The sequence below is a fragment of the Lentzea sp. JNUCC 0626 genome (assembly GCF_043632865.1).
GTDB lineage: Bacteria > Actinomycetota > Actinomycetes > Mycobacteriales > Pseudonocardiaceae > Lentzea.
Map to the genome: position 1 here is coordinate 6,626,831 of NZ_CP171635.1, position 14,568 is coordinate 6,641,398.

At 67.9% G+C, this 14,568-nt stretch carries 20 protein-coding genes; 9 read left to right on the top strand and 11 right to left on the bottom strand.

Going from position 1 to position 14,568, the window contains the following annotated elements; all coding sequences use genetic code 11:
• Nucleotides 1–11 precede the first annotated feature (11 nt).
• The 3 genes from JNUCC0626_RS30140 to JNUCC0626_RS30150 are packed head-to-tail and all read left to right on the top strand — an operon-like array spanning nt 12 to nt 2,722.
• A complete protein-coding gene (locus tag JNUCC0626_RS30140) occupies nt 12–764 on the top strand; it encodes a glutaminyl-peptide cyclotransferase (RefSeq protein ID WP_394614118.1) in 753 nt (250 codons plus the stop codon).
• A 4-nt stretch (nt 765–768) separates the two neighbouring features.
• On the top strand, nt 769–2,256 hold the full coding sequence (locus tag JNUCC0626_RS30145; RefSeq protein ID WP_394614119.1) for an MFS transporter: 1,488 nt from the start codon (nt 769–771) through the stop codon (nt 2,254–2,256).
• Between the two features lie 31 nt (nt 2,257–2,287).
• Complete coding sequence (locus JNUCC0626_RS30150; protein ID WP_394614120.1) at nt 2,288–2,722, top strand: DUF2771 family protein; 435 nt, start codon at nt 2,288–2,290, stop codon at nt 2,720–2,722.
• Here the strand turns inward: JNUCC0626_RS30150 and JNUCC0626_RS30155 are convergent, their stop codons facing one another.
• Nucleotides 2,723–3,307: an HD domain-containing protein gene (locus JNUCC0626_RS30155; RefSeq protein WP_394614121.1), complete on the bottom strand. Its 585-nt coding sequence runs from the start codon at nt 3,305–3,307 to the stop codon at nt 2,723–2,725.
• 13 nt (nt 3,308–3,320) lie between these two features.
• On the bottom strand, nt 3,321–3,710 hold the full coding sequence (locus tag JNUCC0626_RS30160) for a cold-shock protein (protein ID WP_394622131.1): 390 nt from the start codon (nt 3,708–3,710) through the stop codon (nt 3,321–3,323).
• A gap of 125 nt (nt 3,711–3,835) precedes the next feature.
• Between JNUCC0626_RS30160 and JNUCC0626_RS30165 the strand changes: the two genes are divergently transcribed.
• Entirely contained in the window at nt 3,836–4,039 is a 204-nt protein-coding gene (locus JNUCC0626_RS30165; protein WP_394614122.1) for a hypothetical protein, read from the top strand.
• Here the strand turns inward: JNUCC0626_RS30165 and JNUCC0626_RS30170 are convergent.
• Nucleotides 4,011–4,628, bottom strand: coding sequence for an HAD family hydrolase (locus JNUCC0626_RS30170; protein ID WP_394614123.1), 618 nt, complete (start codon nt 4,626–4,628; stop codon nt 4,011–4,013). The two genes, JNUCC0626_RS30165 and JNUCC0626_RS30170, sit on opposite strands and share 29 nt — an antisense overlap.
• Before the next feature lie 52 nt (nt 4,629–4,680).
• Here JNUCC0626_RS30170 and JNUCC0626_RS30175 point away from each other — a divergent pair, with 52 nt between their 5' ends.
• Both JNUCC0626_RS30175 and JNUCC0626_RS30180 read left to right on the top strand, forming a co-directional pair.
• On the top strand, nt 4,681–5,223 hold the full coding sequence (locus tag JNUCC0626_RS30175; protein WP_394614124.1) for a TetR/AcrR family transcriptional regulator: 543 nt from the start codon (nt 4,681–4,683) through the stop codon (nt 5,221–5,223).
• Nucleotides 5,224–5,272: 49 nt separating this feature from the next.
• The gene (locus tag JNUCC0626_RS30180; RefSeq protein WP_394614125.1) at nt 5,273–6,478 is read left to right on the top strand and encodes an Nramp family divalent metal transporter; all 1,206 of its coding nucleotides are present in this window, start codon (nt 5,273–5,275) and stop codon (nt 6,476–6,478) included.
• On the opposite strand, the gene JNUCC0626_RS30185 is transcribed toward JNUCC0626_RS30180, so the two are convergent.
• A complete protein-coding gene (locus tag JNUCC0626_RS30185) occupies nt 6,457–7,410 on the bottom strand; it encodes a Gfo/Idh/MocA family protein (protein ID WP_394614126.1) in 954 nt (317 codons plus the stop codon). The two genes, JNUCC0626_RS30180 and JNUCC0626_RS30185, sit on opposite strands and share 22 nt — an antisense overlap.
• A 22-nt stretch (nt 7,411–7,432) precedes the next feature.
• Between JNUCC0626_RS30185 and JNUCC0626_RS30190 the strand changes: the two genes are divergently transcribed.
• Nucleotides 7,433–7,807, top strand: a complete 375-nt coding sequence (locus tag JNUCC0626_RS30190; RefSeq protein ID WP_394614127.1) for a YccF domain-containing protein — start codon at nt 7,433–7,435, stop codon at nt 7,805–7,807.
• Between the two features lie 10 nt (nt 7,808–7,817).
• Here JNUCC0626_RS30190 and JNUCC0626_RS30195 read toward each other — a convergent pair whose 3' ends face one another.
• From JNUCC0626_RS30195 to JNUCC0626_RS30210, 4 genes are all read right to left on the bottom strand, one after another.
• Nucleotides 7,818–8,204: a VOC family protein gene (locus JNUCC0626_RS30195; protein WP_394614128.1), complete on the bottom strand. Its 387-nt coding sequence runs from the start codon at nt 8,202–8,204 to the stop codon at nt 7,818–7,820.
• 98 nt (nt 8,205–8,302) lie between these two features.
• Nucleotides 8,303–9,898 (bottom strand): AMP-binding protein, encoded by a 1,596-nt coding sequence (locus tag JNUCC0626_RS30200; protein WP_394614129.1) that lies wholly within the window; start codon nt 9,896–9,898, stop codon nt 8,303–8,305.
• Nucleotides 9,899–9,912: 14 nt separating this feature from the next.
• Nucleotides 9,913–10,698: a metallophosphoesterase gene (locus JNUCC0626_RS30205; protein WP_394622132.1), complete on the bottom strand. Its 786-nt coding sequence runs from the start codon at nt 10,696–10,698 to the stop codon at nt 9,913–9,915.
• Between the two features lie 70 nt (nt 10,699–10,768).
• Nucleotides 10,769–11,332 (bottom strand): HD domain-containing protein, encoded by a 564-nt coding sequence (locus tag JNUCC0626_RS30210; RefSeq protein ID WP_394614131.1) that lies wholly within the window; start codon nt 11,330–11,332, stop codon nt 10,769–10,771.
• Between the two features lie 48 nt (nt 11,333–11,380).
• Here JNUCC0626_RS30210 and JNUCC0626_RS30215 point away from each other — a divergent pair, with 48 nt between their 5' ends.
• Entirely contained in the window at nt 11,381–11,800 is a 420-nt protein-coding gene (locus JNUCC0626_RS30215; RefSeq protein ID WP_394614132.1) for a TIGR03668 family PPOX class F420-dependent oxidoreductase, read from the top strand.
• Nucleotides 11,801–11,851: 51 nt separating this feature from the next.
• Complete coding sequence (locus tag JNUCC0626_RS30220) at nt 11,852–12,616, top strand: GntR family transcriptional regulator (protein WP_394614133.1); 765 nt, start codon at nt 11,852–11,854, stop codon at nt 12,614–12,616.
• Nucleotides 12,617–12,753: 137 nt separating this feature from the next.
• On the opposite strand, the gene JNUCC0626_RS30225 is transcribed toward JNUCC0626_RS30220, so the two are convergent.
• The 3 genes from JNUCC0626_RS30225 to JNUCC0626_RS30235 form a co-directional block, all read right to left on the bottom strand.
• On the bottom strand, nt 12,754–13,002 hold the full coding sequence (locus JNUCC0626_RS30225; protein ID WP_394614134.1) for a hypothetical protein: 249 nt from the start codon (nt 13,000–13,002) through the stop codon (nt 12,754–12,756).
• 306 nt (nt 13,003–13,308) lie between these two features.
• Entirely contained in the window at nt 13,309–14,097 is a 789-nt protein-coding gene (locus tag JNUCC0626_RS30230; RefSeq protein ID WP_394614135.1) for an HAD-IIA family hydrolase, read from the bottom strand.
• 4 nt (nt 14,098–14,101) lie between these two features.
• Complete coding sequence (locus JNUCC0626_RS30235; RefSeq protein ID WP_394614136.1) at nt 14,102–14,548, bottom strand: MarR family winged helix-turn-helix transcriptional regulator; 447 nt, start codon at nt 14,546–14,548, stop codon at nt 14,102–14,104.
• Nucleotides 14,549–14,568: the final 20 nt, after the last annotated feature.

The window sequence follows — 14,568 nt, forward strand, 5'->3', positions numbered from 1 at the left end:
CCCTCCGTTGGGTGCGCTCACCCGTCTGGCTGGTCCTCGTCGCGGTCCTGGCCGCCTGTTCTGCTCCCGAGGCCGCAAAACCGCAGGTAGAAGTCCTCCAGAAAATCCCGCACGACACGTCGGCGTTCACCCAGGGGTTGGAACTGGTCGACGGCGTCCTCTACGAGGGCACCGGCCTCGAGGGCGAGTCGACGATGCGCGCCCTCGATCCGGCGACCGGGAACGTCCAGAAGAAGGTCGACCTGCCGCCCGAGCTCTTCGGCGAGGGCATCACCGTCGTCGGCGACACCATCTGGCAGATCACGTGGCAGAACGGCGTCGCCATCGAACGCGACCGTCGCACGCTGAACGAGCTCCGCCGCGTCTCCTACCAGGGCGAGGGCTGGGGCATCTGCGACGACGGCCGGCGGCTGATCATGAGCGACGGCACGGCGAAGCTCACGTTCCGCGACCAGAGGACGTTCGCCGAGACCGGAAGCGTGCAGGTCACGCGGGACGGACAGCCGTTGACGCAGTTGAACGAGCTGGAGTGCGTCGGCGGCAAGGTCTGGTCGAACGTGTGGAAGACGGACGAGATCGTCCGCATCGACCCCGGCAACGGTCAGGTGCTGAACACCTACGACCTGTCGTCGTTGAAGCCCTCCGGCGACGTGGACGTGCTCAACGGCATCGCGCACGTCCCCGGCACCGACGAGTTCCTGGTCACAGGCAAGAACTGGCCGACCATCTTCCGAGTGAGGTTCAACGGGATGGGGCAGGATTGACGGTGTGACGGGCGACCGCGGGGAAGAGCCGCCGAAGCGCTACCCGTGGCAGGACGACGAGTACCAGCCGCGAGGTCGCCGAGGCGTGCCGTCCGAGCACGGTTTCCAGCCACCACCGCAGCAGACCCGTCCGCTGCCGAACCAGGACCAGCAGACGACCCCGACCCCCAAGCCGCCGCGCAAGCTGACCGTGACGCGCGTCGCGTGGTTCCGCAGCAAGCAGATCTCCGCCCAGGCCGTGGCGGCGTTCCGGCGGGCGGCGCGCGCGGACGGGGCCGGCAAGTCCGGCATGACGTCGGTCACCTACGCGGTGATGATGAACTACGCCGCCGACGCCGCGATGGCCGTGGCGCTGGCGAACACGCTGTTCTTCTCGGCGGCTTCGGCCGAGTCCAAGACCAAGGTCGCGTTGTACCTGCTGATCACCGTGGCTCCGTTCGCGTTGATCGCGCCGGTGATCGGGCCGCTGCTGGACAAGATCCAGCGCGGCCGACGGTTGGCCCTCGCCGCGTCGTGCGTGCTGCGGATCGGCCTGTCCGTCGTGATGGCGTTGAACTTCGACAACTGGCTGCTGTACCCGGCGGCGCTGGGCAGCATGGTGCTGTCGAAGTCGTTCACGGTGCTGAAGTCCGCGATCACTCCGCGCGTGCTGCCGCCGGAGATCACGCTGTCCAAGACCAACGCGCGCATGACCGTGTTCGGGCTCGCCGCGGGTGCGGTGTTCGGTGCCTTCGCCGCCGGGTTCGCGCATCTCTTCGGCTCGCCGGGCGCGTTGTGGTTCACCGCCGTGCTGTGCGGGGTGAACGCCTGGCTGTGCATGAAGATCCCGTCGTGGGTCGAGGTGACCGAGGGCGAGGTCCCGGCCACGCTGACGTCCCGCCCCGCTCGCCAACGCATCTCGCGGCACGTCGCGGTGTCGTTGTGGGGCAACGGTTCCATCCGCATGCTGACCGGGTTCCTGACCCTGTTCGCGGCCTTCGTGGTGCGCGAGCAGACCGAGGGTGACGCCGTGCGCCAGTTGCTGCTGCTCGGCGTGATCGCCGGCGCGGCCGGCATCGGCAGCTTCCTCGGCAACGCGATCGGCGCGCGTCAGCACTTCGGCAAGCCGGACGAGGTCGTGCTGGCCTGCGTCACCACCGCCCTGGCCGCCACGATCGTCGCGGCCGTCTTCCCCGGCCTCGTCACCGCGGCCATCGTCGGGTTGCTGGGCGCCACGGCTTCGTCGCTGGCCAAGATCAGCCTCGACGCGGTGATCCAGGACGACCTGCCGGAGGAGTCACGCGCGTCGGCGTTCGGCCGTTCCGAGACGATCCTGCAGCTCGCCTGGGTCTTCGGCGGCGCACTCGGCGTGCTGCTGCCCGCGACGTTCTGGGTCGGGTTCCTGGTGTTGTCCGTGCTGCTGGCCCTGGGGCTGACGCAGACCTGGATGTACCGCAACGGCACGTCACTGCACAAGCTGGTCGTGCGCAGGCCCGCGCCGGTGACCCCGTAGGCTGCCTGACGTGCGTCGACTTGCTTCTTTGATGGCTGCCAGCGTTCTCGTGCTGTCCGGCTGCTCGTTGCAGCAGCACGACCCGGAGGTCACGTTCTACGCGAACGGCAAGACCATCCGGATCGAGCCGACGATCTACTGCGCCGCCGACGGCTCCGACTGCGCCGAGAAGAACCAGCCCGGCTCGTTGAAGGTGCCCGCAGGCAAGGTCGTGCAGATCTCCGTCGACGGCCAGCTCGCGTCCGGCCTCTGGGAGGTCGTGTGCGTGTACGAGAACGCCGCGCGCGTCCAGGAGGGCTGCACGTCCCCGCTGCTCGGCAAGGGCGACGACTACTCCTACACCCTGGCCGTGCCGAACGACTCGGACCAGCTGATCCGCATCGAGGTGCACGAGGCGGCCGGCGCCGTGCTGGAAACCGGCCAGCCGCTGATGCGCGGGTCCTGGGTGGTCGACATCACGCGTTGATCAGCGCCTGCCGAACGCCTCCCACCACTCGGTGGGGGCGATGCGCTGGGCGGCCTCCATCAGGGCCTTGCCGGTGTCGGTGATCACCGATGCCTGCATGGTGTGGATGAAGCGGTCCATCTTGGCGATGCCGTTGGTCTGGTACTCCCTGGCCTGCAACAGGAGTTCCAGCTTGTCGGCGTCCCTCGAGCACCTCGCCTCCGGGGTGTGGTCGAGGTCCTTGGCCGCTTCGTGTTCGGCGATCAGCTGGACGATGTGGGTTGCCAGTTGCGGCGGCAGGTGTTGGACCTGGTCTTGTGCCACCGCTTCGGGGGCGACCTTCACGTCCAGGTAGAGCTTGCCCACGTACGGGATGTCGCCGATTCGGGTTTCCGGGACGTCGTGGAAGAGGCCCAGGGTCGCTGCCCGGTCCGGGTTCGCGCCCTCCTGGACGGCGATGGCGTAGGCCAGGACGCCCACCCGGAAGGAGTGGGCGGCCACCGTTTCCGGGGATTGGACACCGGCGAAGAGCCAGCCTGCTCTGGGGAGGCGCTTGAGCTGGCCGACCTCGTAGACGAACTCGACGATCCTGTCAGCGTCAGACATGCCGCTGATCCTTTTACGGATCGAGGTCCCGCGCCACCGCCCGGACGACCTCGGCCACCAGCTTCATGTTCTTCTTGTCGGACGGGTACCGCCCCCGCCGCAGATCAGGCTGCACCTTGTTCTCCAGCAGCTTGATCATGTCCTCGATCAGCCCGTGGAGCTCCTCCGCGGGACGCCGACGAGCCTCGGCAACGGACGGGGCCGGGTCGATCAGCCGCACGGACAGCGCCTGCGGGCCGCGGCGGCCTTCCGCCATGCCGAACTCGATGCGCTGGCCGGCCTTCAGACCGGTGACACCGGGGGGCAACGCCGCTTTGCGGACGTAGACGTCCTCGCCACCGTCCTGGGTGACGAATCCGAAGCCCTTCTCCGTGTCGTACCACTTGACCTTGCCGGTCGGCACCGCGCTCACCATTCCCTTACCTCTGCACAACGAACGCGCCCCAGGCGTACCCGAGACGCGTCCCACCAGAGTAGCCAGAAGACCAGGCGGAAGGCACCTCCGTTAGCGCGACTACAGTCCCGGTCATGACCGCTCCGAAGTTGATGCCGCTGGCCATCGGCCTGTTCGCCGTGGGCGTACTGGCGATCGTGGCGGTCTTCGTGCTCTTCGCCGCCGGCTACGGCGACCTGCCGGTGTGGCTGAACGTCGCCGCCACCTACCTGCCGGCCGTCGGGCTGGGGCTCGGGATCATCGCGGTGATCAGGAAAGCACGCCAGAAGAAGTCCTGAGCCAGGCCGGGAACTCGCGGAGGTCGGCGAGGACCACGGCCGCGCCCGCCTCGAGCAGTTCCGCGCGTGAGCACGGGCCCGTGACGACGCCGACGCCCAACGCTCCGGCAGCCGCGGCACCGTTCATGTCGCCGACGTGGTCGCCCACGTAGACGGCGGCGCCGTGCAGCTTCAGGGACTCCGCCTTGCCGGTCGACCAGAGCTCGCCGTAGAGGTGGTCGACCTCCCAGCCCAGCGCTTCCAGGTGCAGGGCAGCGTTCTTGCGGTACTTGCCGGTCACGATCATGGTCGAGCCGCCCAGGTCGCGAACGCTCTGCAGCGCATCGGCCGCACCCGGCAGGGCGACGGTCGCCGGGATCACGACCTCCGGGTAGAGCGAGCGGAACAACGCGACCAGGTCCGGGATCTCGGCCTCGGGCACGCCCATCTCGCGGTAGGTCATGTCGAGCGGCGGGCCGAGGTTCGACGCGAAGTGCTCGCCGTCGAGGTCGTAGCCGCTGCGGGCGCCCACCTCGTTCATCACGGCGGCCATGCCCGGTCGCGGGTCGATGAGGGTCATGTCCAGGTCGAAACCCACGGTGAACGGCACGGAACCTGACTCTACGTCTTTACATAAGCCGCAGATGTGTAAAGGTGAGGTGGTGAGCGACATCACTGAGCTCTTACTGGACGCGGCCGCCGACCTGTTGGCGGCCCGGGGATTCCACGGGCTGCGCATGATCGAGGTCGCCAGTCGCGCCGGGGTGAGCAGACAGACCGTCTACAACGAGTTCGGCAACAAGGAGGGCCTGGTCCAGGCCGTCGCCGTGCACAAGACGGAGGAGTACCTGTCCGGGATCATGACCCGGCTCCAGGACGACCCCGACCCGTGGGAGGCGATGCGGTCGGCGTTCCGCTTCACCTTCGAGCAGACCGAGAAGGACAGGCTGGTCTCGGCCGTGCTGACCGGCCAGAACGCCGAGGACCTCTTGCCGTTCATCACGATCCGCGGCCATCCGATCCTGTTCCACGCCACCGAGGTCGTCGAGCAGCACCTGAGCAGGCACTTCCCCGGTCGGCACGTGCGGTTCACGGCGGAGACGACGGTCCGGCTCGCGCTCAGCCACCTGATCATGCCGAGCGGTGATCTGGACGGCGCGATGGACGCCGTGGTCAAGGTCGCCAGAGCGACGATGGACACATGAGCCGAGCCCCGTTGTTGCCATAGGCTTGCAACAACGGGGAGGTGTCCTGGTGGTTGCTGTGTCGGCGCGGTTGCGCGCAGGTGCGGCGTTGCTCGGTCCGGCGTTCGTCGCCGCGATCGCGTACGTCGACCCCGGCAACGTGGCCACCAACACCGCGGCGGGCGCGACGTACGGGTACCTGCTGGTCTGGGTGCTCGTCGTCGCGAACGTCATGGCGGGGCTCGTGCAGTACCTGTCGGCCAAGCTCGGCCTGGTGACCGGGAAGTCGTTGCCGGAGGCGGTGCGCGACCACCTGCCGCGGCCGGTGCGGCTCGCCTACTGGGGGCAGGCCGAGGTCGTCGCGATGGCCACCGACCTCGCCGAGGTGCTCGGCGGAGCGATCGCGTTGCACCTGCTGTTCGACCTGCCGTTGCTGCTCGGCGGTGTGATCACCGGTGTCGTGTCGACGCTTTTGCTGCTGGTGCAGGACAAACGCGGGCAGAAGCCGTTCGAGCGGGTGATCACGACCATGCTCGTCGTCATCGCGGTCGGGTTCATGGCGGGACTTTTCGTTGCGCCGCCGTCGGTTTCCGGCGCCGCCTCCGGTCTGGTGCCGCGGTTCGACGGCGCGGACAGCGTGCTGCTCGCGGCGGGCATGCTCGGCGCGACGGTGATGCCGCACGCCGTCTACCTGCACTCGGCACTGGCGCGCGACCGGCACGGCCGGGACCCGTCGGTGCTCAGGGCCACCAAGGTCGATGTCGTCGTCGCGATGGTGCTGGCGGGTGCGGTGAACATGGCGATGCTGCTGCTCGCCGCGTCTTCGTTGCAGGGCAAGGAGAACGTCGACACGCTCGAAGGCGCGCACGCGGCGGTCGGCGCCACGCTGGGTGGCGGGATCGCGTTGCTGTTCGCGCTCGGGCTGCTGGCGTCCGGGTTCGCCTCGACGGCCGTCGGCTGTTACGCGGGCGCGGTGGTCATGGACGGCCTGCTGCGCGTCAGAATCCCTTTGCTGGCAAGGCGTCTGATCACGCTCGTGCCCGCTTTGGCGATCCTGGCGTTCGGGGTCGATCCGACGTTCGCGCTCGTGCTCTCGCAGGTCGTGCTGTCGTTCGGCATCCCGTTCGCGCTGGTGCCGCTGGTGTGGCTGACCGCGCGCCGGTCCGTGATGGCGTCGCACGCGAACCGGCGGCCCGTCACGATCGCCGCGTGGATCGTGACGGCCGCCGTTGTCTCGTTGAACGTGGTGCTGATCTACCTGGTGACGTCCGCGTAGGAGACGCCGAGCTGACCCAGCGCGGTCTCCATGATGCGGATGATCTCCAGCGAGTCGGTCCACGTCATGTCGCTGTGCTCGATGAACCCCATCACCCAGAAGGCTTCGACCGACTCGATCTGGTGCGTGTAGCCGCCGTCCTCGATCACGTGCTCGACGCCGTTGATGATCGCCCTGGTGGGGTTGAAGAACGACTCGGGGATGTCGATGCGTCCCTTGGTGCCGACGATCGTGGCACTCGCGCCGGTGTCGGCGGTGAGCGAGCAGCTGAGCAACGCCTGCGCACCGTCCTCGTAGCCCAGCAGGATGCCCGCGTCGGCGTCCACGCCCGTCGGCGCGAGGCTGCCGTGCGCGTGGATCTCGGTGGGAACGCCCAGGAGCAGGTGCGCGAGCGAGACCGGGTAGACGCCGAGGTCGAGGATCGAGCCGCCGCCCGCCTCCTTGGCCCACAGGCGGTCGTTCGCGTCGAAGTCGTGCCGGAAGCCGAAGTCGGCGCGGATCAGGCGGACCTCACCGATCTCGTCGTCCGCCACGGCCTGCGCGATCTTCTGGATCAACGGGTTGAAGCGCGTCCACATGGCCTCCATGAGGAACAGCTGCGTCGACCGTGCCCGTTCGATCATCTCCTCGACCTGCGCGACCGTCAGCGCGAGGGCCTTCTCGCACAGGACGTTCTTGCCGGCGTCGAGCGCGGCGAGCACGACCTCGTGGTGCTGGCCGTGCGGCGTGGCCACGTAGACGATCTTGATCTCGGGGTCCGCGAGCAGCTCGTGGTAGTCGCCGTACGCGCGTGGAATCCCGAACTTCTCCGCGAACTGCTGCGCCTTCGCGATGTCCCGCGACGACACGGCGCCGACCGAGACACCCGCCTTGAGCATGTCAGCGGTCACGGCATGCGCGATTCCGCCCGTTGCGATCACACCCCACGTCATGGGATCAGCTTAGATTGGAGGCATGCGCCTCATCCTGAACGTGATCTGGCTGGTGCTCGCCGGTTTCTGGATGGCCGTCGGCTACGCGGTCGCGGGCATCATCTGCTGCATCCTGATCATCACGATCCCGTGGGGCATCGCGTCGTTCCGGATCGCGAACTACGCCCTGTGGCCGTTCGGCCGCGAGGTCGTCGACAAGCCCGGCGCGGGTGCCGGATCGCTGCTGGGCAACATCATCTGGATCGTCGTGGCCGGCTTCTGGCTCGCCATCGGTCACATCGTCACCGGTATCGCCCTGTGCATCACGATCATCGGCATCCCGCTCGGCGTCGCGAACTTCAAGCTCGTGAAGGTCTCGCTCGTCCCGCTGGGCAAGGAGATCATCGAGCTGCCGTGACCTGTGCCGGTCAGCTCTCCACGAGTTCGTGCAGGCACAGGATGTTGCCCTCGGTGTCGTGGAACCAGGCGGCGCGCTCGTTGCCCATGACCGCGATGTGGTTCGTGGTCTTGAAGTCGGGCAGGTCGTAGTCCTCGAAGCGGACGCCCTTGCCTTCGAGCTCGCGGATCTCGCCTTCGAGGTCGGGCACCTCGAAGCTGAGCACCGTGTGGCCGGACTGCGCCCCCTTCCCGGCGGGCCTCAGGCCGAGCGCGTCGCCCTGGCCGAGCGCGAAGATCCGCGTGCCGTCCGGCTGTGTGGCGACGGGCTTGAGGCCGAGCTGGTCGGCGTAGAAGCCGGCGGCGCGGTCCGGGTCCTCCACGGGCAGCATCGTCGTGGTCCTGGTGGCGGTGAGCATGCTCGCCTCCTTCGACTGGGTGCACCGATGCTGCGCCTGCCGCACCTCGTTCGACCAGGGTCTTTACGCCTCATCGCCGGGTAGTCCGGCGGTCACGCTCAGGCGTGCTGTGCGGTGTCGTCGAGGCCGAGCAACTGCACGGACTTCGCCCGCATCTCCACCTTGCGGATCTTGCCGGTGACCGTCATCGGGAACTCGTCCACGACGTGCACGTACCGGGGGATCTTGTAGTGGGCGAGCTTGCCCGTGCAGAACTCGCGCACGGCCTCGGCGGTGAGTTCCGTCGTGCCCTCGCGCAGGCGCACCCACGCCATCAGCTCCTCGCCGTACCGCGCGTCCGGCACGCCGATCACCTGCGCGTCGAGCACGTCCGGGTGCGTGTAGAGGAACTCCTCGATCTCGCGCGGGTAGATGTTCTCGCCGCCGCGGATGACCATGTCCTTGATGCGGCCGGTGATGTTGACGTAGTCGTCGTCATCCATCACCGCGAGGTCACCGGTGTGCATCCAGCCCGCCCGGTCGACGGCCTCGGCGGTCTTCTCCGGCTCGTTCCAGTAGCCGAGCATCACGGAGTACCCGCGCGTGCACAGCTCCCCCGGCACGCCACGCGGCACCGTGAGGCCGGTCTCCGGGTCGACGATCTTCACCTCGAGGTGCGGGCCGACCCGTCCGACCGTCCCAACGCGACGGTCGAGCGAGTCGTCGACGCGCGTTTGCGTTGACACGGGCGAGGTTTCGGTCATGCCGTAGCAGATCGACACCTCGCGCATGCCCATCCGGTCGACGACCTGCTTCATCACCTCGACCGGGCACGGCGAGCCCGCCATGATGCCGGTGCGCAGGCTGCTCAGGTCGTAGCCATCGATCAGATCCAGCATCGCGATGAACATCGTCGGCACGCCGTAGAGGCTCGTGCAACGCTCTTCCTGAACGGCCGCAAGGGTTTTCGCCGGGTCGAACGCGGGCGCCGGGATCACCACGCACGCGCCGTGGCTGGTCGCCGCGAGGTTGCCCATCACCATGCCGAAGCAGTGGTAGAACGGCGGCACCACGCAGATGCGGTCGTGCTCGGTGTAGTTGATCAGCTCGCCGACGAAGTACCCGTTGTTGAGGATGTTGTGGTGCGAGAGCGTCGCGCCCTTGGGGAAACCCGTGGTGCCGGACGTGTACTGGATGTTGATCGGGTCGTCCCGGTCCAGTTCGACGTCCGGCAGCTCGCCGCTCTCCCATCGGGGATCATCGGTGAAGACGACGTGCTTCAGCTCGGGACAGCGCGACCGGACCTCGTCGATCATGCCCGCGTAGTCCGACGTCTTGAACGACCTCACGGACACCAGCGTGTGGATGCCCGCCTGGTTCAGCACGTACTCCAGCTCGTGCACGCGGTACGCCGGGTTGACGTTGACCAGGATCGCGCCGATCCGGGCCGTCGCGTACTGCACGAAGACCCACTCGGCGCAGTTCGGTGCCCAGATCCCGACCCGGTCGCCCTTGCGCACCCCGAGCGCGTGCAGCCCTGCCGCGGCCTTGTCGACCTCTTGGCTCAGCTCCGCGTACGTCCACCGTCGATCAGTGGCTTTGTCGACAAGTGCCTCGCGATCACCGAAGCGCGCGACCGTGGCCGCGAGGTTCGCGTGGATCGTGTCACCCAGCAGCGGGGCGGCGGACGTGCCCGAGGAGTAGCTGGCGGTCATCCCCCAGACGGTAGTCAGGCTCCGGCGTATGGCAAGGGCACCACGAGGCACGGACCACCGCTGTAGAGCCCCGCGTCGATCGCCAGCACCTTGTCGTCGGCGTACACGAGAGGCCCGTCGATCTGGTCCGGCGTCACCCCGAGCTGGTCCGCGATGACGCTGTGCCCGTGCACGATCCGGCTACCACCAAGGGTCGCGAGCAGCTCGTCCGCGATTTCGGGCCCCTGCGGCCCCCGGAACGCGTACCGGGTCGTCATCTTGCGCCAGCACTCCCACCAGTCGACGAGGTCGTCGCCCTTGAGCACCTGCCGGACCGACTCGTTGACTTCTTCGATCGAGGCCCCCCATTCGAGGTAGGCCACGGTGTCGGAGTGCATCAGCAGGTGGTCGTCGCGCAGCTTCAGCACGGGCCTGCTCGTCAGCCAGTCGACGTGGGCCTCGGTGAGGCGGTCCTGGTCGCTGCGCAGGCCGCCGTTGAGCAGCCAGCTGCGCGCGAACGACCGCGGCCCGAGGCTGTCCGGCACCTGCTCGTCCCCGAACCGGTACATGCCGAGCAACAGGACCTCGTGGTTGCCGATCAACGAGCTGACCGTGCCACCGGCCTCCGCCGCCTCGTCGCCGAGCCGCATGACCAGGTCGATCACGCCGACCCCGTCTGGCCCGCGGTCCACGAAGTCGCCGAGGAACCACAGCTCGCTCTCGCCGCCGATCCAGTGCCCTTCCTCGTCGCACAGCTCGGCGACGTGCAGGGCTCTGATCAGTTCCGAGAGGTGCCCGTGCACGTCACCCACGACGTACATCGGGCGTCGATCCGTGTCCACCTCCGCGACGATAGGTGATGAACCCTCGCGCGTCAGTCGGCCGCCCGAATCAACGGTCCCGCCAGGCGAGCGGGGACACGGTGAGTGCTGCCTCGGCGACCTTGCGTGCGGTTTCGGTCTTGACGCCCTTGAGCGCCGAATCGATCCACCCGTCGACCCGGTTGACGCCTGTGTCCCGGTACTCGACGGCTTGCAGGAGCATCTCCAGCTTGTCCGCGTCCTTTGCGCATCGCGCTTCTGCGGACTCCTGGTCCTCGTACTCGTCGACGGCCGCTCGGACCGCTTCGCGCGAGGCCTCGGGCAGGCGTGCGGTCTGGTCGGCGGTGATCTGCCGGGGATCGGGCTTGGTCAGGTAGCCGCTGACCGTGTGCGGCAGGTCACCCGTCCGCGTCTCCTGGGTGTCGTGCCACAACGCGAGGAACGCGGCGCGTGCGGGGTCCGCGCCCTCTTCGGCGGCGAGGAGGGCGGCGAGCTGCGCGACCCGCATGGTGTGCTCGGCGACGGACTCCGGGTCGCGCACGCCCGCGTGCCACCAGCCGGCGCGGCGGATGCGCTTGAGGATGCCCAGCTCGTAGCCGAAGGCGGCGAGTGCGCCTGCTGCCTGCTCTGACACGTCTGCTCCTTGACCATCGCGTCTATGACCTTGCGCTAGGTTCCTAGCGTGGCTCTCTCGCAGGACCAAGCGCGGCAACGGTTCGCCGGCTCACGAGTCGCCCGCCTCGCCACGGCCAGCGCGACTTCGGTGCCCCATCTCGTGCCAGTCACCTTCGCGATCCGCGACGACGTGATCGTGTTCGCCGTCGACCACAAGCCGAAGACCACGATGAGCTTGAAGCGACTGCGCAACATCGAGGAGAACCCTCAGGTGACGTTGCTCGTGGACGAGTACGACGACGACTGGGCGAACCTCTGGTGGGTTCGAGCGGACGGAGTCGCGCGGGTGGTGCACGAGGACGAAGAGCGACGACTACCGCTCGAGTGGTTGTGCGACAAGTACCCGCAGTACCGGGAGGTCGTTCCGGCAGGCCCGGTGGTCTGGGTCGAGGTGCGGACGTGGCGTGGCTGGTCGTTCACGCCCTGAGCTCCCAGCGGTGACCTACCCTGCCTGCATACGCAAGAGGGAGCCCGGAGCATGAACTCGACACCGCCGTTCCGCCGCATCGCCGAGACGCTTCGCCGTGACATCCTCTCCGGCAGGCTGGAACCCGGTGATCGACTGCCCTCGGAGAACGAACTCGCCGACCAGCAGGAGACGACCCGCGCCACGGTGCGCAAGGCGATCGCTCTGCTCCGATCCGAGGGTCTGGTCGCGTCGGAACAAGGCCGCGGCGCCTTCGTGCGCCCGCGACCGCACCTGAAGATGCTGCTGACAGGTTCCAATTGGCGAGCTCATCGCAGTAGCGGGCTGAGCAACTTCAACGCGGAGGCAGCGGACCAAGGCCGCACGGCGACCCAGCAACTCCTGGCGGTCGAGGAGACAGCAGCGCCGGACGAGATCGCCGAACGCCTTGGCGTGTCGCCGAACACTCCCGTCATCATCCGAAAGCGACTGTTCGTGATCGACGGCGAACCGATGCAGTTCTGCGACGGCTACTACCCGGCCGATCTGTTCCGCGGGACGGCCGTCGCAGAGGATCGCCGCATCCGGGGCGGCGTGCACAGCCTGATCGAGGATCCGGCAGGTCCGATCCGGCGCCGCGTGACGAGGTTCGTGGAGGACCTGGACGTTCGCCTGCCCGTTCCGGCAGAGGCCGAGGCACTCGCGATACCCGAGGGTGTCCCTGTCGTGCGGGTACTTCGAACGGCCTACGACTCGAACGACGAGGTCGTGGAAGTCCTCGACTCGCTCGTGCCCACCGATCGCTTCGCTTTCCGCTATGTGATCGACGTGCCCTGAGCTGTCTTGTTCGCCGCTTCGACAGCCATCGCCGATCACTTGCATATCCAAGTTGTCGTCGCTACGGCAACTTGCATATCCAAGCTGACCGCAGGAGGTCGACAGTGAGGTCACTTGAGTTCGCCCTCGCGGCCCTTTCACCGCAGGGACTCGCTCTCAAGCGGCACGTCCTCCGCAAACTTCTGGACGGCTTCCCGGCACGGCTGACGATCACCGAGGTTTCCGAAGGCGGACCGAATCGAACCGATGCATCCGTCCGGGGTGCCTTGAAGACGCTCCACCACATCGGGGCCGTGCGATTCCTGTCGGCCGACGAAACCGGCGACGTCGCCCGCTGCCACCTCGAAGCAGGCGCGGAAGACGCAGTCCGAGCGTTCTTGCGACACCAGGACCGCAGACAACGCCCGCTGTCGCCACTGCCTCCCCGCCGCGCGTACCAGCAGGTCCTGAGGGCCATGTACGAGAACCCGGAGCGAACCTTCACCCTCAAAGAGTTGCTGGGCAGGGTCTGGAGCGAACGCACCAGCGTGCGCACGCCGTTGACTGAGCTGTTCGAGGCGGGCTACCTGCTCAGAGACCTCACCGACGAGCCGGCACGGCCGTCCGGAGTACGTCTACCGCCTGAACCCCGCCACCAAGGACCACGCGGACGCGCTGCTCTGCGCGCCCACGTCGTCGCCCCACCGCAAGCGTTAGGCGGACCAGTCGCCGAACGGGTCCGCCGCGTGGCCGACCAACTCCGCGATCGACTTCAGCACGCGCGTCGGCCGGTACGGGTACATCTCGGCGGTCTCGGCGCTGAACACGCCGGACAGCACGAGGATGGTCGACAGACCGGCTTCCAGGCCGGAGCGGACGTCGGTGTCCATGCGGTCGCCGATCATCAGCGCCTGCTCGGAGTGCGAGCCCAACGCGCGCAGCGCGGACCGCATCATCAGCGGGTTGGGCTTGCCGACGTAGTAGGGCTCGCGGCCGGTGGCTCGTTCGATCAACGCCGCCACGGCACCGGTGGCGGGCAGCGAGCCTTCACGAGAGGGGCCCGTGGCGTCCGGGTTGGTCGCGATGAACTTCGCGCCCTCCTCGACCAGGCGGATGGCCTTGGTGATCGCGGTGAAGCTGTAGGTGCGGGTCTCGCCGAGCACGACGTAGTCCGGGTCGCGATCCGTCAGCACGTAGCCGATCTCGTGCAACGCGGTGGTGAGGCCCGCCTCGCCGATGACGAACGCGCTGCCGTTGGGGCGTTGCGAGTCGAGGAACTTGGCGGTGGCGAGGGCGGAGGTCCAGATGGACTGCTCCGGGATGTCGAGGCCGGTGCGCTGCAGGCGTGCGCGCAGGTCCCGTGGCGTGTAGATGGAGTTGTTCGTGAGCACGAGGAACGGGGTCTCCGACGCCCGCAGCTCCGCCACGAACTCGTCCGCTCCGGGGATCAGGTGCTCCTCGTGCACGAGGACGCCGTCCATGTCCATCAAGTAGTGCCACATGGGCCTAAGTATCGATGACGCGCCTGCGAAACGTCTCGATCTGGAGCTTGAGATAACGCTCGATCACTTCGAGTTCGGCGGGGGTGAACTGGTCCAGGACCTCGATCATGCTCTGCCGCGCGACCTCGAAGACCGCGCCCAGTTTTTCCAGGTCACCCGGTGTGACCTCGACCAGCACCTTTCGGCGGTCGTGCGGGTCGCGGACACGGCGGACATATCCGGCACGTTCGAGGCGGTCGATGACGCCCGTGACGGCTCCGGTGGAGAGGCCGGACAGCTCGGCGATGCGGCCCGCGGTGACGGGGCCCTCCGCCCGCATGGCGAGATCGAGGCACTTCTCGTCGGTCGCGGACAGGCCCATCTTCTCGGCCACCCGCGCGTGGAACATGACGGTGAGCGCGCTCTGCTCCCTCATGTACAGGGTGAACCTCTCCAGGACCTCAGGTTCCATGTCGAACATCTTAGCGACTA

What these genes read in the sequence shown, in the direction of transcription:
- JNUCC0626_RS30155 (WP_394614121.1), bottom strand. Translation starts at nt 3,307, where the DNA reads ATGTCTGACGCTGACAGGATCGTCGAGTTCGTCTACGAGGTCGGCCAG.
- JNUCC0626_RS30205 (WP_394622132.1), bottom strand. Translation starts at nt 10,698, where the DNA reads ATGTACGTCGTGGGTGACGTGCACGGGCACCTCTCGGAACTGATCAGA.
- JNUCC0626_RS30190 (WP_394614127.1), top strand. Translation starts at nt 7,433, where the DNA reads ATGCGCCTCATCCTGAACGTGATCTGGCTGGTGCTCGCCGGTTTCTGG.
- JNUCC0626_RS30185 (WP_394614126.1), bottom strand. Translation starts at nt 7,410, where the DNA reads ATGACGTGGGGTGTGATCGCAACGGGCGGAATCGCGCATGCCGTGACC.
- JNUCC0626_RS30165 (WP_394614122.1), top strand. Translation starts at nt 3,836, where the DNA reads ATGACCGCTCCGAAGTTGATGCCGCTGGCCATCGGCCTGTTCGCCGTG.
- JNUCC0626_RS30235 (WP_394614136.1), bottom strand. Translation starts at nt 14,548, where the DNA reads ATGGAACCTGAGGTCCTGGAGAGGTTCACCCTGTACATGAGGGAGCAG.
- JNUCC0626_RS30150 (WP_394614120.1), top strand. Translation starts at nt 2,288, where the DNA reads ATGGCTGCCAGCGTTCTCGTGCTGTCCGGCTGCTCGTTGCAGCAGCAC.
- JNUCC0626_RS30200 (WP_394614129.1), bottom strand. Translation starts at nt 9,898, where the DNA reads ATGACCGCCAGCTACTCCTCGGGCACGTCCGCCGCCCCGCTGCTGGGT.
- JNUCC0626_RS30220 (WP_394614133.1), top strand. Translation starts at nt 11,852, where the DNA reads ATGAACTCGACACCGCCGTTCCGCCGCATCGCCGAGACGCTTCGCCGT.
- JNUCC0626_RS30195 (WP_394614128.1), bottom strand. Translation starts at nt 8,204, where the DNA reads ATGCTCACCGCCACCAGGACCACGACGATGCTGCCCGTGGAGGACCCG.
- JNUCC0626_RS30230 (WP_394614135.1), bottom strand. Translation starts at nt 14,097, where the DNA reads ATGTGGCACTACTTGATGGACATGGACGGCGTCCTCGTGCACGAGGAG.